The sequence below is a fragment of the Streptomyces sp. 71268 genome (genome assembly GCF_029392895.1).
Taxonomy (GTDB): domain Bacteria; phylum Actinomycetota; class Actinomycetes; order Streptomycetales; family Streptomycetaceae; genus Streptomyces.
Map to the genome: position 1 here is coordinate 6,881,824 of NZ_CP114200.1, position 18,767 is coordinate 6,900,590.

The following is an 18,767-nucleotide window of genomic DNA, read 5'->3' on the forward strand; positions in this document are numbered from 1 at the left end:
CCTGGCAAAGGTGTGACGTACTATCTGGCTTCGTGGCAAAGGGGGGTTATCGAAACCCCTCGATCGCGGCTATTTTCCCGGTGCGAAGCCATGGGAATTCAACTAATCCCATTCGTAGGTGATCCCCGTCCTATGCGCGGGCTCACACCGGGCCCCCCGAGAGGTGGCCCGGCGTGAGCGGGCGCGTACGGAAGGTCGACGGTCTAGATCTCGACCATCACCTGGGACAGCGACTTGCGTACCAGGTCGGGCACCGCGCAGTCGTCCGCCGGGTAGCCGACCGGGATGACGGCGAACGCCTTCTCGTTCTCCGGCCGCCCCAGCACCTGGGACAGGAACCGCATGGGGCTCGGCGTGTGGATCAGCGCGGCCAGCCCCGACAGGTGCAGCGCGGACAGCAGCATGCCCACGGCTATGCCCACCGACTCGTCCACGTAGTAGTGCTTGCGCTTGGTGCCGTCCTCGCCCAGCCAGTAGCGCTGCTGGAAGACGATGATGAGGTGCGGCGCGTCCGTCAGGTGCGGCTTGACCTCGTCCGTGCCGAGCGGTCGCAGCGCCGCCAGCCACTCCTCGCCGAGCCGCCCCTCGTAGGAGCGGCGCTCCTCCTCCTCTGCCGCCTCCCTGATCCTGCGCCGCACCTCCGGGTCCTTGACCAGGACGAACGTCCAGGGCTGCTGGTGCGCTCCGGAGGGCGCGGTGGCCGCGCAGGCGATGGCGTCGCGCACCACCTGCTCGGGCACGGGGTCGGTGGAGAACTGTCGTACGGTCCTGCGCTCGTCCATCCGGCGCCGCAGCTCGGCCGCGCGCTCCAGGGACTGTGCCGGGTCCATCCGCGCGGGGCGGTAGGGGACCGGCTGGTAGGGGTCGCCGTGGGTGGGGGTCCAGTTCCGCGTAGGTACAGACATGTGCCGAGTCTGACCCCGCCCCGGACGGAATGCGGGCCGGATCCGAGAATTCGCCGCCCCACCCACCCCTCGAACCCCACACGCCCCCACATCCCACCCGGCGTCCGCCACCACGGACCCCTCCCGGGCCCAACCCGGGGCAGGGCCGTACGGCCTAGGTCTCACGGCCTAATCACCGGCCGCCGCCGGCCCGATACGGCCCGCTGATCACGCCGGTACGGTGAAGCCATGACCAAAGGACCGGGAATCGGCCCCGGAACCGGACTGGCGGCCGTGAGCACCGCGCTGCTCGCCATGAACCGGCAGTTGGAGGTCCGCGACGTCCTCAAGACGATCGTCGTCTCCGCCCGCGAGCTGCTGAACGCCAGGTACGCGGCGCTCGGGGTCCCCGACGACCACGGCGGCTTCGCCCAGTTCGTCGTGGACGGCGTGAGCGAGAAGCAGTGGAAGGCCATCGGCCCGCTCCCGCGTCAGCACGGCATCCTCGCCGCCATGCTCAGGGACGCGACGCCGCAACGCCTCGCCGACGTCCGTACCGACCCCCGGTTCGAGGGGTGGCCGGACGCCCACCCCGAGATGTCCGACTTCCTCGGCCTGCCCATCGCCGACGGCGACGAGGTCCTCGGCGCCCTCTTCCTCGCCAACAAGCAGTGCCCCCGCCCGACCGGCGGCTGCGGCTTCACCGCGGAGGACGAGGAACTCCTGGGCATCCTCGCCCAGCACGCCGCCATCGCCCTCACCAACGCCCGGCTCTACGAGCGCAGCCGCGAGCTGACCATCGCCGGCGAACGCGCCCGCCTCGCGCACGAGCTGCACGACGCCGTCGCCCAGAAGCTGTTCTCGCTCCGCCTGACCGCCCAGGCCGCCACCGCCCTCGTACACCGCGACCCGGACCGTGCCAGGAGCGAACTCCAGCAGGTCACGGCGCTGGCCGCGGAGGCGGCCGACGAGTTGCGCGCCGCCGTGGTGGAGCTGCGCCCGGCCGCGCTCGACGAGGACGGCCTCGTCGCCACGCTGCGTACCCAGACCCAGGTCCTCGACCGCGCCCAGAGCACCCGCGTCACCTTCTCCGCGAACGGCGTGCGCGCGCTGCCCTCCGCCCAGGAGGAGGCGCTGCTACGGGTCGCCCAGGAGGCCCTGCACAACGCGCTCCGGCACGCCGGGGCCTCCCGCGTCGAGGTCACACTCGCCCGGCACGGCGCCGGCGGAGCACTGCTGTCCGTACGCGACGACGGGCGGGGCTTCGACCCCTCGGCCGTCCGCCGCGCCGGCCGTCACCTCGGCCTGGTCTCCATGCGTGACCGGGCGGCGGCCGTCGGCGGCGCGCTCACCGTGGAATCCACGCCCGGCAAGGGCACCCTGATCGAGATGGAGGTGCCCGGTGGCTGAGCCGGAGACCACAGAGCAGACCGCGGCGTCCCACCCGCCGCGCCCCGACCGGCCGCGCATCTCGGTGCTGCTCGTCGACGACCACCAGGTGGTACGTCGCGGGCTGCGCACCTTCCTTGAGGTCCAGGACGACATCGAGGTGGTCGGCGAGGCGTCCGACGGCGCCGAGGGCGTGGCCCGCGCCGAGGAGCTGCGCCCCGACGTGGTCCTGATGGACGTCAAGATGCCCGACACCGACGGGATCGAGGCGCTGCGCCGGCTGCGTGAGTTGCAGAACCCGGCCCGCGTGCTGGTCGTGACCAGCTTCACCGAGCAGCGCACCGTCGTCCCGGCGCTGCGCGCCGGCGCGGCCGGCTACGTGTACAAGGACGTGGACCCCGACGCCCTCGCCGGCGCCATCCGCTCGGTGTACGCCGGGCACGTGCTGCTCCAGCCGGAGGTGGCCGGGGCGCTGCTCTCGCAGGAGGAGGCGGGCGGCAGCCAGGGCCGTGGCGCCTCGCTCACCGACCGGGAGCGCGAGGTGCTGGCCCTGATCGCGGACGGCCGCTCCAACCGGGAGATCGCCCGCGCCCTGGTGCTGTCCGAGAAGACCGTGAAGACCCACGTCTCGAACATCCTGATGAAGCTCGACCTCGCCGACCGCACGCAGGCCGCCCTGTGGGCCGTCCGGCACGGGGTGGGCGACTGACATTTTCATACGGTCGTGTGATCGACGGCTCGTCGGCGCAACTCATTCGGCGGTCGACCGTTCTCCAGTGCACGCCGCGGCGGTTCGCCGCGGTGAAAGCCGAGAAGGGTTGAGCAGTGAAGAACATCAAGAGGGCCGCCGCCGTAACGATCATGATGGGCGGCCTCGCCATGGCCGGGGCGGGCGTCGCGTCGGCCGACTCCGCGGCGCGGGGCGCGGCCACGGCCTCGCCGGGCGTGGGCTCCGGCAACCAGGTCCAGGTTCCGGTGCACGTGCCGGTCAACGCCTGCGGTAACTCGGTGAACGTCGTCGGGGTTCTCAACCCCACCTTCGGGAACTTCTGCACCAACCTCTGATCGCGGGACCGCGGCGCTTCGGCGCTCCCGGCACGGGTCGATAACGGCCCGGTCAGGGGCGCCGTCCACGCCCGCCGCCTCCCGCGCGCTTCTCCCAGCACCACCGGCCCCGCGGCGACCGTCGCGGGGCCGACTGCTGCGCGCCCCGACCGCCCCGACGGGTCAGGGGTGACCGGCCGGCGCGGCTACGCCTGCCGCTGCCGCTGCTCCACGTACGCGTTGTACGCGGCCACCTGGGCCCGGCGCGCCGTGCGCTCCACCGGGCGCAACGTCTCGGAGCGCGCCGCGATCTCGGAGGCGCTGACCGCGCCGCCGTGCTCCGGCCCGTACGCGATGTCCACCAGGGCCCCCACCCGCTGCGCCAGCTCCAGCACGCGCACCGCGCGCGGCGGATACCCCGGGGCCAACACCTCGCGTCCCCGCTCGGCGCGCGCCCGGTACGCCTCCAGGGCCGCCGCCGCGACCGGGCCCGACCCCGCCACGTTCAGCCGGGCCAGCGCCTCGGTCGCCTCCCGCAGCGCCTCGGCCAGCTCGCGCTCCGCCTCGCCCAGCGACGGCACGTCGGCCGGCGGCGCCTCGCGCACCGGCAGGCAGCGCCAGAGCACCTCGGTGTGCACGTCGCTCTCGGAGACCGGGCCGCCGTCCACGCCCACCCCGCGCGGCCCCGCCCGGTGGACCTCGGGCACCAGGCCGAGCCCCACACCCACCGCGATGACCGCCTCGCCGGCCTCCAGCGCCCGCGCGTTGAACTCCGGCGGCCCGCTCAGCCCGAGCGGGTGCCCCGCCACCGGCAGTGCCACACACAGGCCGGTGGCGCCCAGCGCGCGCAGCCGCCCCATCGCCAGGGTCAGCCCCACCGGCGCGGGGTCCGGGGCGGCGCCGGGCGGGGCCGATCTCTCCGGCAGGTCCACGACGCGGTGTGACGCATCCGTGCCGGTGATACGGTGCGCCGCGTCATCAGGTGAGACAAGTCCGGCAAGCAGGGCATTTCCCCACGCGGCCAGGCGTCCTGAGCGAGGTTCGTCGAGCATGCCACCAGCCTAAGGACTGGCACCGACAACGGGTGGCGTAGGTTTTGCTTGGGAGCTGTGCCCGCCGGCACACGCGACATGACGAGACTGCAATGGGAGACAACGCGCTCATGAGCGATGTTCTGGAGCTGGTGGACGTATCCGTGGTCCGCGACGGCCGGGCTCTGGTGGACCATGTCTCGTGGTCGGTCGCCGAGGGAGAACGCTGGGTGATCCTCGGCCCCAACGGCGCGGGCAAGACGACGCTGCTGAACATCGCCTCCAGCTACCTCTTCCCCACCACCGGCACGGTGCAGATCCTCGGCGAGAAGCTCGGCGGCGTCGATGTCTTCGAGCTCCGGCCGCGCATCGGCATGGCCGGCATCGGCGTGGCCGACAAGCTGCCGCGCAGCCAGACGGTGCTGCAGACGGTCCTCACCGCCGCGTACGGCATGACCGCCACCTGGCAGGAGAGCTACGAGGCCGTCGACGAGGACCGCGCCCGCGCCTTCCTCGACCGGCTGGGCATGAGCGAGTACCTCGACCGCAAGTTCGGCACCCTCTCCGAGGGCGAGCGCAAGCGCACCCTGATCGCCCGCGCCATGATGACCGACCCCGAACTCCTGCTGCTCGACGAGCCCGCCGCCGGCCTCGACCTCGGCGGGCGCGAGGACCTCGTACGCCGCCTCGGGCGGCTCGCCCGCGACCCGTACGCGCCCTCCATGATCATGGTCACGCACCACGTCGAGGAGATCGCCCCCGGCTTCACCCACGTCCTGATGATCCGCCAGGGCGAGGTGCTCGCCGCCGGCCCCGTGGAGACCGAGCTGAACTCCCGCAACCTCTCCCACTGCTTCGGGCTGCCGCTGGTGGTCGAGCGCCGGGGCGACCGGTGGACCGCGCAGGGCCTGCCGCTGAAGTGACCCGCTGTCGGTAGCGTCCCCCGTCGCTCCGACCGGCGGAGCGACGGGCCGGGGCCCGCGCACGGGGTGCCGGCCCGGCGCGCGATGGCGTGGAGTGAGCGGTCCCCTGTCCTCGGTGCGGGCCGAGAACTACCATGAACCACGTGGACGCATGGGTGTGGTGGCTGATCGCCGCCGTCGGGCTGGGAATTCCTCTCGTACTGACGGCGATGCCCGAGTTCGGGATGTTCGCCGTGGGCGCCGTCGCCGGCGCGATCACCGCCGCGCTGGGTGGTGGCATCGTGCTCCAAGTCGTCGTCTTCGTCGTCGTCTCGGTCGCGCTGGTGGCCGTCGTGCGCCCGATAGCCGCGCGCAACCGATCCCAACGCCCCTCCCACGCCAGCGGAATCGACGCCCTGAAGGGCCGTCAGGCCGTCGTGCTCGAACGGGTGGACGGCGACGGCGGGCGCATCAAACTCGCGGGCGAGGTCTGGTCCGCCCGCGCCTTCGACACAGGCCAGGCGTACGAGCCGGGCCAGCAGGTCGATGTGGTGGAGATCGACGGCGCGACAGCCGTCGTGATGTGAGCCGTACGCGCGGGGCGGAGGCCGCCGCCCGGAGCGGCGGCGAAGCTGCGCGGCGGTGCGCTGATCTGACAGACTCACCTATCCAAGATCGACCGACAACCGAAGGGCACGGGGAGCCACTGTGGAACCGATCATCATCGTCCTGATCATCCTGGTGGTGCTCGTGTTCATCGCCCTGATCAAGACGATCCAGGTCATCCCGCAAGCCAGCGCGGCCATCGTCGAACGCTTCGGGCGCTACACACGGACCCTCAACGCCGGGCTGAACATCGTCGTCCCGTTCATCGACTCCGTCCGCAACCGCGTCGACCTGCGCGAGCAGGTGGTCCCCTTCCCGCCGCAGCCGGTGATCACCCAGGACAACCTGGTGGTCAACATCGACACGGTCATCTACTACCAGGTCACCGACGCCCGCGCGGCCACCTACGAGGTCGCCAGCTACATCCAGGCCATCGAGCAGCTCACCGTCACCACGCTGCGCAACATCATCGGCGGCATGGACCTGGAGCGGACCCTGACCTCCCGCGAGGAGATCAACGCGGCCCTGCGCGGCGTGCTCGACGAGGCGACCGGCAAGTGGGGCATCCGCGTCAACCGCGTCGAGCTGAAGGCGATCGAGCCGCCGACCTCCATCCAGGACTCGATGGAGAAGCAGATGCGCGCCGACCGCGACAAGCGCGCCGCCATCCTCCAGGCCGAAGGTGTCCGGCAGTCGGAGATCCTCCGCGCCGAGGGCGAGAAGCAGTCCTCCATCCTCCGTGCCGAAGGTGAGGCCAAGGCCGCCGCGCTGCGCGCCGAGGGTGAGGCGCAGGCGATCCGTACGGTCTTCGAGTCCATCCACGCCGGCGACCCGGACCAGAAGCTGCTCTCGTACCAGTACCTCCAGATGCTCCCGAAGATCGCCGAAGGCGACGCCAACAAGCTCTGGATCGTGCCCAGCGAGATCGGCGACGCCCTCAAGGGCCTTGGCGGCGCGCTCGGCAACTTCGGCCCGGGTGGCGGCGGCCTCGGCGGCGGTGGCGGTACGGAGGCCGCGCCCGCCCCGCGACGCGAGCAGCCCAGGATCGACTGACCGGCGCCCCACGGCAGTGGGAGCACGGGCGACAAGCGAGGTGCGGGGCTCCGACGTTCGACGTCGGGGCCCCACACCATCTCGGTACGGCTCGGCGTGGACTCAGGCGGGCACCGGCAGCCAGTCCGGCAGCGCACCCCGCCCCGCGCCCCCGAGGGCCAGCACCAACGCGTCCGACGGCGACGGCTCGTACGGCGTGAGCAGCAGCCGCATCCCCGCCTGCTCCGGTGTACGGTCCGCCTTGCGGTGATTGTCCTCCGCACACGAAGCGACGGTATTCAGCCAGGTATCACCGCCCCCGCGCGACCGAGGCACCACATGGTCCACGGTCGTCGCCCGGCGACCGCAGTACGCGCACCGATGCCGGTCCCTGACCAGCACCCCGCGCCGCGACCACGGCGCCCGTCTTCGGAACGGCACCCGTACGTACCGGCTCAGCCTGATCACCCGCGGCATGGGCAACTCCACCGTGGCGGCCCGCACCCGCAGCTCCGGGTGGGCCTGCTCGACCACGGCCTTCTCCTGTAGCACCAACACCACCGCACGCCTCAGCGTCACCGTCGACAGCGGCTCGAAGCTGGCGTTGAGCACCAGAGTCTCGCGCATCCCCCACACCTCCCGCGTCCGGCCTGCCCCCTTCGGGCACGGCACAACTCTGGACGCGCGAGCGGGGGAGGACAACGCAATTTCACGCGTGATCCCACGTGTGAGTGCCTCATGTCACCCGTCCCGACCTCCGCAACTACCGCGCGGCGCCCCCGAGATGGCCCCCGCCGACCGGGCCGCTCCCCGCCCGGGCCCACGCGCGCGACGCGGACTCGGGACACGCGTAAGGGGCGGACCCACCCGGGCCCGCCCCTCTCGCCGCTCACTTCACACCGCGCACCGCCCACCCCGCCCGGCCGGGCGGCGCCGCGCCCGACCTACTCCCACGGGGCGACGCCGCTCAGCCCTCGGCAGGCGCCTCGTACTCGCCGATCAACTGGGCGCGCCCCAGCGTGTGGAAGCGCAGGTTGAAGCCCACGACGGCCGGCGACGCGTCCGCGTCCGGGCCTAGCTTCTGGGCGTCCACGGCGTACACCGTGAACACGTACCGGTGCGAGCCGTCGCCCGGCGGCGGCGCGGCACCGCCGAAGTCCCGGGTGCCGTAGTCGTTCCGTACGTGCACCGCACCCGCCGGCAGCCCGGGGAAGCCGTCACTGCCCGCGCCGGCGGGCAACTCGGTCACGTCGGCCGGGATGTCGAAGAGCGACCAGTGCCAGAACCCGCTGCCGGTCGGCGCGTCCGGGTCGAAGCAGGTGACGGCGAAGCTCTTCGTCCCCTCCGGAAAGCCCGACCAGCGCAGGTGCGGGGAGCGGTTGCCCCCGCTGTACACCTGGTCGTCCTTGAGCACCCCGCCGTGCGTCACGTCGTCGCTCAGCACGGTGAACGAGGGCACCGCGGGGTGGAAGTCATGGGGGAGCGGGCGCCGGTTCTGCTCGGACACGTCGAATCCTCTCTGCTCGGCTCTCGCGACTGTGCGATCACGGCCAGCGTAGCGAGATCGTTCGCCCCGGGCGGGCGTGCGGGCTGCGACGATGGCCCACATGACCGCATCCGAGCCCGGCACCCCCGACACCGGCCCGCACCGCGCGGAACTCGACCTCGACGGCGTGCGCGACGAGCCGACGTTCCTCGACCGCTGCGCCCGTGACCTGGACCTCCCCGAGTGGTTCGGCCGCAACTGGGACGCCCTCGACGACTGCCTGCGCGACCTGTCCTGGTGGGGGCGGCCCAGCGGCTACGAGATCCGGATACGCGGCTGGCAGCGGTTCCGCGCCGAAGCCCCCGAAACGGCCCGCACCGCGGCCGACGTGCTGGCGGACGCCATCGAGTACTGGGCACATCGGGAGACGCCGCTGACGGTGACCTTCGACGACCAGGAGTAGGCCGGCCCCGGAAACCGGCGCGTACACGGCGAGCGGGGCGCGCCCCGACCCGGTCGGCGCACGCCCCACTCGGCGCCCGGGAACGGGCGCGTCGCTGACGTCAGAGGCTGGGAGACGTCACCGTGGCGACGTCACCGTGGCGATGTCAGAGCCAGTTGCGCTTGCCGCCCACGTCGGCCAGCCACTGGTTGAGGTAGGCCGCCCAGTCGGTGCCCTGGAAGTTGGACAGCTCCACGGTGAAGGCGCGGTAGGAGTCGCTGCCCTCGGTGAACAGGCCGGGCTTCTTGTCCATCTCCAGCACGACGTCCATCGACCGGTCGTCGGCGACGAAGGTCAGCTCGACCTGGTTCAGCCCCCGGTACTGCTGCGGGGCGTAGAACTCGATCTCCTGGTAGAAGGGGAGCCGCTGCCGGGTGCCACGGATGTGACCGCGCTCCAGGTCGGCACTCTTGAAGCTGAAGCCCAGGCTCCCGAACGCGTCGAGAATGGCCTGCTGCGCGGGGAGCGGGTGCACGTTGATCGGGTCGAGGTCGCTGCTGTCGACGGCCCGGGCGATCGCCAGCTCCGTGGTGACGCCGATGTTCATGCCGGTGAGGTGCCGCCCCAGGAACGTCGTCACCGGCGTCTCCCACGGGACCTCCAGCGCGAACTGCACGGCGTGCACGGCACCGGGCTGCACCTCGAAGGCGCCACCGAGGGTCTGCTTGGTGAACTCGATGTCCTGCTTGGTCTCCTGGTCGTTGCCCTCCACCTCGACCCTGGCCTGGAGCCCGACGGAGAGCCCCTCGATCTGCTGCGCCGCGGAACCACCCTGGATGCGAACCTCGCCCTGGACCACGCCGCCGGGTACGACGTTCTCCTCGGTGAGCACCGTCTCCACCGAGGCACCGCCGGCCCCCAGGCTCGCGAGCAGCTTCTTGAAGCCCATGTTCTTCCTCCCCAGGACGCGACAGACTCTCGTCGCCTCATCGTGATGTGTATCGATCGGCTCGATCGGTACTCACGCGAAACCGTGTCGGCCGGTTCCGCGCCACACACCCTGGCAGCTCGCCGCGCGCACTCCAAGGTTCGCAGCGCGGTCCCGTACCCTCGGAGCGCGTGACTGTGGGATGTGACCGTACGCCGCTCGACCGTTCCTTCTTCGACCGCCCCGTTCTCCAGGTGGCCCCCGACCTGCTCGGCCGGATACTCGTCCGCTCGACGCCACAGGGGCCGATCGAGGTACGCCTCACGGAAGTGGAGGCGTACGCGGGGGCCTCCGATCCCGGCTCGCACTGCTACCGGGGGCGCACCGAGCGCAACGCGTCGATGTTCGGCCCGCCCGGCCACGCCTATGTGTACTTCACGTACGGCATGTGGCACTGCCTCAACCTGGTGTGCGACGCCGAGGGCACCCCGAGCGGCGTGCTGCTGCGCGCCGGCGAGATCATCCGAGGCCAGGAGCTGGCCCGCCCGCGACGTGCGGCCGCGCGCAAGGACCGGGAGCTGGCCCAGGGCCCGGCGCGGCTGGCCACGGCGCTCGACGTGGGCCGCGTACTGAACGGCACCGACGTCTGCGCCGGACCGCAGGCCCCCCTGAGCGTCCTGCACGGCGACCCCGTCCCCGCCGACCACGTGCTGAGCGGTCCGCGTACGGGAGTGGGTGGGGAGGGGGCGACCCACCCCTGGCGCTTCTGGATCGCCGACGACCCGACGGTCAGCCCCTACCGCGCGCACGTTCCTCGGCGCCGCAACCGCTCAGCCTCGACGACGAAGCTTGACGCGAGGCGGCCGGGCGCCTAACGTAGCCCGAGCCGCTTGAGAAGGGCAGCGCTGTCGGCACGGTCGTTACGATCATGCGGACGCCACCTGAGCGGTAAAAAACCACTACTGCACGGCCCCCAACTGGGATGGATTTCGGCATGCCGGAATTCGTTGCGAAAGCTTCGATTATGAAGCCCGGGGGAAATCCGCTAAAGTAGTGACCACGCCGAAAGGCGCGAAACAAACCCCGCTCCAACAGGGGACCGGAAACAAATTCCGACCGGAAACGGCAGGAAAAAGGATCTGGTAAGGTTGGAAACACCGAAGGGAAGCGCCCGGAGGGCCCGATGAAACGGGACCGAAGGAAGCGTCCGTTCCTTGAGAACTCAACAGCGTGCCAAAAGTCAACGCCAAATATGTTGATACCCCGTCTCCCACGTACTGTGGGGGCGAGGTTCCTTTGAAAAGTCCTCCCGATCCTGTGATGGGGTTGGGGGGCGACACAGCGAGGACGCTGTGAACACCGATCTTATTCCGGTCGGTGTTCCGCTCTTATCGTGTGTGTTTGCCGGGATATCCCGGAGGCATTCATGGAGAGTTTGATCCTGGCTCAGGACGAACGCTGGCGGCGTGCTTAACACATGCAAGTCGAACGATGAAGCCGCTTCGGTGGTGGATTAGTGGCGAACGGGTGAGTAACACGTGGGCAATCTGCCCTGCACTCTGGGACAAGCCCTGGAAACGGGGTCTAATACCGGATATGACTACCGATCGCATGGTTGGTGGTGGAAAGCTCCGGCGGTGCAGGATGAGCCCGCGGCCTATCAGCTTGTTGGTGGGGTGATGGCCTACCAAGGCGACGACGGGTAGCCGGCCTGAGAGGGCGACCGGCCACACTGGGACTGAGACACGGCCCAGACTCCTACGGGAGGCAGCAGTGGGGAATATTGCACAATGGGCGAAAGCCTGATGCAGCGACGCCGCGTGAGGGATGACGGCCTTCGGGTTGTAAACCTCTTTCAGCAGGGAAGAAGCGAGAGTGACGGTACCTGCAGAAGAAGCGCCGGCTAACTACGTGCCAGCAGCCGCGGTAATACGTAGGGCGCGAGCGTTGTCCGGAATTATTGGGCGTAAAGAGCTCGTAGGCGGCTTGTCGCGTCGGATGTGAAAGCCCGGGGCTTAACCCCGGGTCTGCATTCGATACGGGCAGGCTAGAGTTCGGTAGGGGAGATCGGAATTCCTGGTGTAGCGGTGAAATGCGCAGATATCAGGAGGAACACCGGTGGCGAAGGCGGATCTCTGGGCCGATACTGACGCTGAGGAGCGAAAGCGTGGGGAGCGAACAGGATTAGATACCCTGGTAGTCCACGCCGTAAACGTTGGGAACTAGGTGTGGGCGACATTCCACGTCGTCCGTGCCGCAGCTAACGCATTAAGTTCCCCGCCTGGGGAGTACGGCCGCAAGGCTAAAACTCAAAGGAATTGACGGGGGCCCGCACAAGCGGCGGAGCATGTGGCTTAATTCGACGCAACGCGAAGAACCTTACCAAGGCTTGACATACACCGGAAACGGCCAGAGATGGTCGCCCCCTTGTGGTCGGTGTACAGGTGGTGCATGGCTGTCGTCAGCTCGTGTCGTGAGATGTTGGGTTAAGTCCCGCAACGAGCGCAACCCTTGTTCTGTGTTGCCAGCATGCCTTTCGGGGTGATGGGGACTCACAGGAGACTGCCGGGGTCAACTCGGAGGAAGGTGGGGACGACGTCAAGTCATCATGCCCCTTATGTCTTGGGCTGCACACGTGCTACAATGGCCGGTACAATGAGCTGCGATACCGTGAGGTGGAGCGAATCTCAAAAAGCCGGTCTCAGTTCGGATTGGGGTCTGCAACTCGACCCCATGAAGTCGGAGTCGCTAGTAATCGCAGATCAGCATTGCTGCGGTGAATACGTTCCCGGGCCTTGTACACACCGCCCGTCACGTCACGAAAGTCGGTAACACCCGAAGCCGGTGGCCCAACCCCTTGGGGAGGGAGCTGTCGAAGGTGGGACTGGCGATTGGGACGAAGTCGTAACAAGGTAGCCGTACCGGAAGGTGCGGCTGGATCACCTCCTTTCTAAGGAGCACTTTGGCTGCCAGGTCTTACCTGGTGGTCCAAGAGCCAGTTCGTCGGCGAGTGTTCGACGCTGGTTGCTCATGGGTGGAACGTTGACTATTCGATCGTGACGATCTGGCACGGTTTGCTAGTACTGCCTCTTCTGAGGCGTGGAACGCGTGCTGTGGTGGAGAGTCAGGATTGGGCGCGCTGTTGGGTGTCTGAGGGTACGGCCGTGAGGTTGTGTCTTCGGTTGCCGGCCCCGGTGCAGCATCACGGTTGTGGTGTGTGACGGGTGGCTGGTCGTTGTTTGAGAACTGCACAGTGAACGCGAGCATCTGTGGCCAAGTTTTTAAGGGCGCACGGTGGATGCCTTGGCACCAGGAACCGATGAAGGACGTGGGAGGCCGCGATAGGCCCCGGGGAGCTGTCAACCGAGCTTTGATCCGGGGGTGTCCGAATGGGGAAACCCGGCAGTCGTCATGGGCTGTCACCCGTACCTGAATATATAGGGTATGTGGAGGGAACGCGGGGAAGTGAAACATCTCAGTACCCGCAGGAAGAGAAAACAACCGTGATTCCGGGAGTAGTGGCGAGCGAAACTGGATGAGGCTAAACCAGTCATGTGTGATACCCGGCAGGGGTTGCGTGGTTGGGGTTGTGGGATCGTACTTCGATGATCTGCCGGTCGTCGGGTGAGTCAGAAACCGTAGGTGTAGGCGAAGGGCATGCGAAAGGCCCGGCGTAGAGGGTAAGACCCCCGTAGCTGAAACATCTATGGCTTGCTTGTACGACTCCCAAGTAGCACGGGGCCCGAGAAATCCCGTGTGAATCTGGCGGGACCACCCGCTAAGCCTAAATATTCCCTGGTGACCGATAGCGGATAGTACCGTGAGGGAATGGTGAAAAGTACCGCGGGAGCGGAGTGAAATAGTACCTGAAACCGTGTGCCTACAAGCCGTGGGAGCGTCGCCATCGAGACTTGTTCTTGGTGGTCGTGACTGCGTGCCTTTTGAAGAATGAGCCTGCGAGTTTGCGGTGTGTTGCGAGGTTAACCCGTGTGGGGGAGCCGTAGCGAAAGCGAGTCCGAATAGGGCGTTGGAGTAGCACGCTCAAGACCCGAAGCGGAGTGATCTAGCCATGGGCAGGTTGAAGCGCGGGTAAGACCGTGTGGAGGACCGAACCCACCAGGGTTGAAAACCTGGGGGATGACCTGTGGTTAGGGGTGAAAGGCCAATCAAACTCCGTGATAGCTGGTTCTCCCCGAAATGCATTTAGGTGCAGCGTCGTGTGTTTCTTGCCGGAGGTAGAGCACTGGATAGGCGATGGGCCCTACCGGGTTACTGACCTTAGCCAAACTCCGAATGCCGGTAAGTGAGAGCGCGGCAGTGAGACTGTGGGGGATAAGCTCCATGGTCGAGAGGGAAACAGCCCAGAGCATCGACTAAGGCCCCTAAGCGTACGCTAAGTGGGAAAGGATGTGGAGTCGCAGAGACAACCAGGAGGTTGGCTTAGAAGCAGCCACCCTTGAAAGAGTGCGTAATAGCTCACTGGTCAAGTGATTCCGCGCCGACAATGTAGCGGGGCTCAAGCGTACCGCCGAAGTCGTGTCAATCCAGCATGTACTCCTAACGGAGGTTGGGTTGGGTAGGGGAGCGTCGTGTGCCGGGTGAAGCAGCCGCGTAAGCGAGTTGTGGATGGTTCACGAGTGAGAATGCAGGCATGAGTAGCGATTCACACGTGGGAAACGTGTGCGCCGATTGACTAAGGGTTCCTGGGTCAAGCTGATCTGCCCAGGGTAAGTCGGGACCTAAGGCGAGGCCGACAGGCGTAGTCGATGGACAACCGGTTGATATTCCGGTACCCGCTTTGAAGCGCCCAATACTGAATCTTCTGATGCTAAGGCCGTGAAGCCGCCCTGATCTCTTCGGAGTTGAGGGGAGTGGTGGAGCCGCTGACCCTAGGGGGTAGTAGGTAAGTGATGGGGTGACGCAGGAAGGTAGTCCAGCCCGGGCGGTGGTTGTCCCGGGGTAAGGGTGTAGCCCGTCATCTAGGTAAATCCGGATGGCATATGAGGGTGAGACCTGATGCCGAGCCGATTGTGGTGAAGTGGATGATCCTATGCTGTCGAGAAAAGCCTCTAGCGAGTTTCATGGCGGCCCGTACCCTAAACCGACTCAGGTGGTCAGGTAGAGAATACCGAGGCGTTCGGGTGAACTATGGTTAAGGAACTCGGCAAAATGCCCCCGTAACTTCGGGAGAAGGGGGGCCATTTCCGGTGATGGGCTTTGCGCCTTGAGCTGGGGGTGGCCGCAGAGACCAGCGAGAAGCGACTGTTTACTAAAAACACAGGTCCGTGCGAAGCCGTAAGGCGATGTATACGGACTGACGCCTGCCCGGTGCTGGAACGTTAAGGGGACCGGTTAGCTGACTTTCGGGTTGGCGAAGCTGAGAACTTAAGCGCCAGTAAACGGCGGTGGTAACTATAACCATCCTAAGGTAGCGAAATTCCTTGTCGGGTAAGTTCCGACCTGCACGAATGGCGTAACGACTTCTCGACTGTCTCAACCATAGGCCCGGTGAAATTGCATTACGAGTAAAGATGCTCGTTTCGCGCAGCAGGACGGAAAGACCCCGGGACCTTTACTATAGCTTGATATTGGTGTTCGGTTCGGCTTGTGTAGGATAGGTGGGAGACTGTGAAGCATGCACGCCAGTGTGTGTGGAGTCGTTGTTGAAATACCACTCTGGTCGTGCTGGATGTCTAACCTGGGTCCGTGATCCGGATCAGGGACAGTGTCTGGTGGGTAGTTTAACTGGGGCGGTTGCCTCCTAAAGGGTAACGGAGGCGCCCAAAGGTTCCCTCAGCCTGGTTGGCAATCAGGTGTTGAGTGTAAGTGCACAAGGGAGCTTGACTGTGAGACTGACGGGTCGAGCAGGGACGAAAGTCGGGACTAGTGATCCGGCGGTGGCTTGTGGAAGCGCCGTCGCTCAACGGATAAAAGGTACCCCGGGGATAACAGGCTGATCTTCCCCAAGAGTCCATATCGACGGGATGGTTTGGCACCTCGATGTCGGCTCGTCGCATCCTGGGGCTGGAGTCGGTCCCAAGGGTTGGGCTGTTCGCCCATTAAAGCGGTACGCGAGCTGGGTTTAGAACGTCGTGAGACAGTTCGGTCCCTATCCGCTGTGCGCGTAGGAGTCTTGAGAAGGGCTGTCCCTAGTACGAGAGGACCGGGACGGACGAACCTCTGGTGTGCCAGTTGTTCTGCCAAGGGCATGGCTGGTTGGCTACGTTCGGGAGGGATAACCGCTGAAAGCATCTAAGCGGGAAGCCTGCTTCGAGATGAGGGCTCCCACCCACTTGATGGGGTAAGGCTCCCAGTAGACGACTGGGTTGATAGGCCAGATATGGAAGCCTCGTAAGGGGTGGAGTTGACTGGTACTAATAGGCCGAGGGCTTGTCCTCAGTTGCTCGCGTTCACTGTGTGGTTCCCGGACTGCGAACAGTCGCACCGGTGCACCACTTAATAACCTTGTTGTTCAAGGCATTAAGTTACTCAATTGAAGAGTGTGCTTGTTCGCTAGAACCCAAAAGGGTTTCGGTGGTTATTGCGTTAGGGAAACGCCCGGTTACATTCCGAACCCGGAAGCTAAGCCTTTCAGCGCCGATGGTACTGCAGGGGGGACCCTGTGGGAGAGTAGGACGCCGCCGAACAATCTTTGACAGGACCTGTGGTCCCAGCGTTCACGCTGGGACCACAGGTCCTTTTTGTTTTGCCCGAAGCGCGCCGTCAAGTCCGGTGCGCGAGAATGACCGCAGTACCCAAAGACAGGAGTCACGCCGATGTCCACCAACTCACCCGACGATCGATCGGATCGCGGGCCGCGCCGACGGGACGGCGGAGACCGGCGGGATTTCCGTGCCCCTGGCGGTGCGCGGCGGGATGACCGAGGGAGCGGCGGCCCGCGCCGGGACGATGACCGCGGTGGGCGTTCTGGAGGCGGGTTCGCGCGGCGTGATGACCGGCCGCCGTTCCGTCGCGATGACCGGGACCGTGACCGGGACGCGCGTGGGCGTGACGACCGGCCGCGTGGGCCGCGTCCGGACGACCGTGACCGTGGGTCCCGTCGCGACGACCAGCGCGGCGGCTTCCGCCGGGACGACGACCGTGGTGGGTTCCGGCGCGACGACCGTCGCGACGCCCGGGGCGGGGACCAGCGGCGCGACGACCGTGGCCGTGACCCGCGTCGGGACGACGAGCGCGGCGGCTTCCGGCGCGAGGGCGGCGGCGCTCGGGAGGGGTTCCGGCGCGACGACAACCGTGGCGGTTTCCGCCGGGATGACGACCGTGGTGGCTTCCGGCGTGATGACGACCGCGGTGGGTACCGCCGGGACGATCGCGGTGGGTCGCAGCGCGGTGACGACCGCGACCGTGGCGGCTTCCGCCGGGACCGGGACGACAACCGTGGCGGCTTCCGGCGCGACGACGACCGTGGTGGTTTCCGCCGGGACGATGACCGTGGTGGCCGGCGTGATGACCACCGTGGTGGCTTCCGTCGGGACGACGACCGTGGCGGGTACCGGCGCGATGACCGTGGTGGGCCGCAGCGTGGCGACGACCGTGCTCGCGGTGGCTTCCGCCGGGACCGGGACGACGACCGTGGTGGGCGTTCTGGTGGCGGGTTCGCGCGGCGTGATGACCGGCCGCCGTTCCGTCGCGATGACCGGGACCGTGACCGGGACGCGCGTGGGCGTGATGATCGGCCGCGTGGGCCGCGTCCGGACGACCGTGACCGTGGGCCCCGTCGCGACGACCGCGACCGTGGACCGCGCCGCGACGACCAGCGCGGCGGCTTCCGCCGGGAGGGCTTCGACCGAGGCGGCCACGGGGGCGGCCAGCGCGATGACCGTTCCGGCGGCGCGTACCCGCGCCGTGACGAGCGCTCTGGTGGTGGCTACGGCCGGCGCGATGACCGGGCCGGTGGTGGCGGCAGCGGCTACGGGCGGCGGGAGGAGCGCTCCGGCGGTGGCGGCTACGGACGGTACCGGGACGGGGACCGCGCGGGCGGCTCGTACGGGCGGCGGGACGACCGGGCCGGTGGCGGTCACGGGCGGCGCGACGACCGGGGTGGCTTCGGCGGGCGGCGGGACGACCGCGAGCGGGAGCCCGTACGGCGGCTGCCGATCCCGGCCGAGGTGACCGGCGACGAGATCGACAAGAGCGTGCGGCAGGAGCTGATGAGCCTGCCGAAGACCCTGGCCGAGGACGTGGCCAAGAACCTGGTCATGGTGGCGAAGCTGCTGGACGAGGACCCGGAGCAGGCGTACGCGTACTCGCGGATCGCGCTGCGGCTGGCCTCGCGGGTGGCGGCCGTGCGGGAGGCGGCGGGGTTCGCCTCGTACGCGACCGGGAAGTACGCGGAGGCGCTGGCCGAGTTCCGCACCGCGCGTCGGATGACCGGCTCGGCCGAGCTGTGGCCGGTCATGGCCGACTGCGAGCGTGGCATGGGGCGGCCCGAGCGGGCGTTGGCGATGGCCGGCGAGCCCGAGGTGCAGAAGCTGGACCGGGCCGGGCAGGTGGAGATGCGGCTCGTCGCGGCCGGCGCCCGCCGCGACATGGGGCAGGCCGATGCCGCCGTGGTGACGTTGCAGAGCTCCGAGCTGGCCTCGTCCGCCGTCCACCCGTGGACGGCGCGGCTGCGGTACGCGTACGCCGACGCGCTGCTCGCGGTCGACCGCGCGGACGAGGCGCGCGAGTGGTTCGCGAAGGCGCTGGAGGCGGACCAGGGCGGTACCACGGACGCCTCGGACCGGCTCGCGGAGCTCGACGGCGTGGAGTTCGTCGACGTCCTGGAGGGCGAGGACGCCGAGGCGGCGGGCGAGCCGGCCGAGCGGGACCGGGAGTCGTACGACGCCGCCGAGCAGGACGCGCCGGAGCGGGACGACGCTGAGCGGGATGCCGCGGCCGAGGTGGACGACGAGGCCGGCGACGTGAGCGGCGAGCGTGCCGGGGACCTCGACCCCGAGCCCGTACCGGCCGAGGAGACCGAAGCGGCCGAGGCGGCCGAGGCGGCCGGCACGGAGAGCGCC

At 68.0% G+C, this 18,767-nt stretch carries 13 protein-coding genes, 3 rRNA genes and 2 pseudogenes; 13 read left to right on the forward strand and 5 right to left on the reverse strand.

The features are described from left to right. Nucleotides 1-203: 203 nt before the first annotated feature. Nucleotides 204-905, reverse strand: a complete 702-nt coding sequence (locus OYE22_RS27495; RefSeq protein ID WP_277322900.1) for a nitroreductase family protein — start codon at nt 903-905, stop codon at nt 204-206. Between the two features lie 228 nt (nt 906-1,133). Between OYE22_RS27495 and OYE22_RS27500 the strand changes: the two genes are divergently transcribed. From OYE22_RS27500 to OYE22_RS27510, 3 genes are all read left to right on the forward strand, one after another. Beyond that, on the forward strand, nt 1,134-2,294 hold the full coding sequence (locus OYE22_RS27500) for a GAF domain-containing sensor histidine kinase (protein ID WP_277322901.1): 1,161 nt from the start codon (nt 1,134-1,136) through the stop codon (nt 2,292-2,294). 58 nt (nt 2,295-2,352) lie between these two features. Beyond that, nucleotides 2,353-2,982, forward strand: coding sequence for a response regulator transcription factor (locus tag OYE22_RS27505; RefSeq protein WP_176165934.1), 630 nt, complete (start codon nt 2,353-2,355; stop codon nt 2,980-2,982). A 116-nt stretch (nt 2,983-3,098) separates the two neighbouring features. Then, the gene (locus OYE22_RS27510; RefSeq protein ID WP_277322902.1) at nt 3,099-3,338 is read left to right on the forward strand and encodes a chaplin; all 240 of its coding nucleotides are present in this window, start codon (nt 3,099-3,101) and stop codon (nt 3,336-3,338) included. 185 nt (nt 3,339-3,523) lie between these two features. Here the strand turns inward: OYE22_RS27510 and OYE22_RS27515 are convergent, their stop codons facing one another. Further along, nucleotides 3,524-4,369 (reverse strand): hypothetical protein, encoded by an 846-nt coding sequence (locus OYE22_RS27515; RefSeq protein ID WP_277322903.1) that lies wholly within the window; start codon nt 4,367-4,369, stop codon nt 3,524-3,526. A gap of 110 nt (nt 4,370-4,479) precedes the next feature. Between OYE22_RS27515 and OYE22_RS27520 the strand changes: the two genes are divergently transcribed. From OYE22_RS27520 to OYE22_RS27530, 3 genes are all read left to right on the forward strand, one after another. Next, nucleotides 4,480-5,271 carry an ABC transporter ATP-binding protein gene (locus OYE22_RS27520; protein ID WP_277322904.1) on the forward strand — a complete coding sequence of 264 codons (792 nt, stop codon included), beginning with the start codon at nt 4,480-4,482 and terminating at the stop codon, nt 5,269-5,271. Nucleotides 5,272-5,405: 134 nt separating this feature from the next. Then, nucleotides 5,406-5,837 carry an NfeD family protein gene (locus OYE22_RS27525; protein ID WP_277322905.1) on the forward strand — a complete coding sequence of 144 codons (432 nt, stop codon included), beginning with the start codon at nt 5,406-5,408 and terminating at the stop codon, nt 5,835-5,837. A 121-nt stretch (nt 5,838-5,958) separates the two neighbouring features. Continuing rightward, nucleotides 5,959-6,909, forward strand: a complete 951-nt coding sequence (locus OYE22_RS27530; protein WP_277322906.1) for an SPFH domain-containing protein — start codon at nt 5,959-5,961, stop codon at nt 6,907-6,909. A gap of 102 nt (nt 6,910-7,011) precedes the next feature. On the opposite strand, the gene OYE22_RS27535 is transcribed toward OYE22_RS27530, so the two are convergent. Together OYE22_RS27535 and OYE22_RS27540 are read right to left on the reverse strand one after the other, a co-directional pair. Beyond that, nucleotides 7,012-7,515: an HNH endonuclease gene (locus tag OYE22_RS27535; protein ID WP_277322907.1), complete on the reverse strand. Its 504-nt coding sequence runs from the start codon at nt 7,513-7,515 to the stop codon at nt 7,012-7,014. Between the two features lie 340 nt (nt 7,516-7,855). Continuing rightward, complete coding sequence (locus OYE22_RS27540) at nt 7,856-8,395, reverse strand: YbhB/YbcL family Raf kinase inhibitor-like protein (protein WP_277322908.1); 540 nt, start codon at nt 8,393-8,395, stop codon at nt 7,856-7,858. A 100-nt stretch (nt 8,396-8,495) separates the two neighbouring features. Between OYE22_RS27540 and OYE22_RS27545 the strand changes: the two genes are divergently transcribed. Next, the gene (locus OYE22_RS27545) at nt 8,496-8,837 is read left to right on the forward strand and encodes a barstar family protein (RefSeq protein ID WP_277322909.1); all 342 of its coding nucleotides are present in this window, start codon (nt 8,496-8,498) and stop codon (nt 8,835-8,837) included. A 145-nt stretch (nt 8,838-8,982) separates the two neighbouring features. On the opposite strand, the gene OYE22_RS27550 is transcribed toward OYE22_RS27545, so the two are convergent. Next, nucleotides 8,983-9,765 carry a sporulation protein gene (locus OYE22_RS27550; RefSeq protein WP_277322910.1) on the reverse strand — a complete coding sequence of 261 codons (783 nt, stop codon included), beginning with the start codon at nt 9,763-9,765 and terminating at the stop codon, nt 8,983-8,985. 170 nt (nt 9,766-9,935) lie between these two features. Here OYE22_RS27550 and OYE22_RS27555 point away from each other — a divergent pair, with 170 nt between their 5' ends. From OYE22_RS27555 to OYE22_RS27580, 6 genes and pseudogenes are all read left to right on the forward strand, one after another. Then, the gene (locus OYE22_RS27555) at nt 9,936-10,619 is read left to right on the forward strand and encodes a DNA-3-methyladenine glycosylase (protein WP_277322911.1); all 684 of its coding nucleotides are present in this window, start codon (nt 9,936-9,938) and stop codon (nt 10,617-10,619) included. Nucleotides 10,620-11,167: 548 nt separating this feature from the next. Beyond that, a 16S ribosomal RNA gene (locus OYE22_RS27560) occupies nt 11,168-12,694 on the forward strand. A gap of 321 nt (nt 12,695-13,015) precedes the next feature. Beyond that, nucleotides 13,016-16,142: ribosomal RNA gene (locus OYE22_RS27565) — 23S ribosomal RNA — on the forward strand. Between the two features lie 132 nt (nt 16,143-16,274). Then, nucleotides 16,275-16,391 (forward strand): 5S ribosomal RNA (gene rrf / locus OYE22_RS27570). The 16S, 23S and 5S rRNA genes sit together here, the layout of an rRNA operon. Nucleotides 16,392-16,520: 129 nt before the next feature. After that, a pseudogene (locus tag OYE22_RS33500) lies at nt 16,521-17,267 on the forward strand (hypothetical protein); the annotation flags it as partial. Between the two features lie 633 nt (nt 17,268-17,900). Next, nucleotides 17,901-18,686 (forward strand): annotated as a pseudogene (locus OYE22_RS27580) (hypothetical protein); the annotation flags it as partial. Between the last annotated feature and the right edge of the window lie 81 nt (nt 18,687-18,767).

What these genes read in the sequence shown, in the direction of transcription:
- OYE22_RS27495 (WP_277322900.1), bottom strand. Translation starts at nt 905, where the DNA reads ATGTCTGTACCTACGCGGAACTGGACCCCCACCCACGGCGACCCCTAC.
- OYE22_RS27500 (WP_277322901.1), top strand. Translation starts at nt 1,134, where the DNA reads ATGACCAAAGGACCGGGAATCGGCCCCGGAACCGGACTGGCGGCCGTG.
- OYE22_RS27515 (WP_277322903.1), bottom strand. Translation starts at nt 4,369, where the DNA reads ATGCTCGACGAACCTCGCTCAGGACGCCTGGCCGCGTGGGGAAATGCC.
- OYE22_RS27520 (WP_277322904.1), top strand. Translation starts at nt 4,480, where the DNA reads ATGAGCGATGTTCTGGAGCTGGTGGACGTATCCGTGGTCCGCGACGGC.
- OYE22_RS27525 (WP_277322905.1), top strand. Translation starts at nt 5,406, where the DNA reads ATGAACCACGTGGACGCATGGGTGTGGTGGCTGATCGCCGCCGTCGGG.
- OYE22_RS27535 (WP_277322907.1), bottom strand. Translation starts at nt 7,515, where the DNA reads ATGCGCGAGACTCTGGTGCTCAACGCCAGCTTCGAGCCGCTGTCGACG.
- OYE22_RS27545 (WP_277322909.1), top strand. Translation starts at nt 8,496, where the DNA reads ATGACCGCATCCGAGCCCGGCACCCCCGACACCGGCCCGCACCGCGCG.
- OYE22_RS27550 (WP_277322910.1), bottom strand. Translation starts at nt 9,765, where the DNA reads ATGGGCTTCAAGAAGCTGCTCGCGAGCCTGGGGGCCGGCGGTGCCTCG.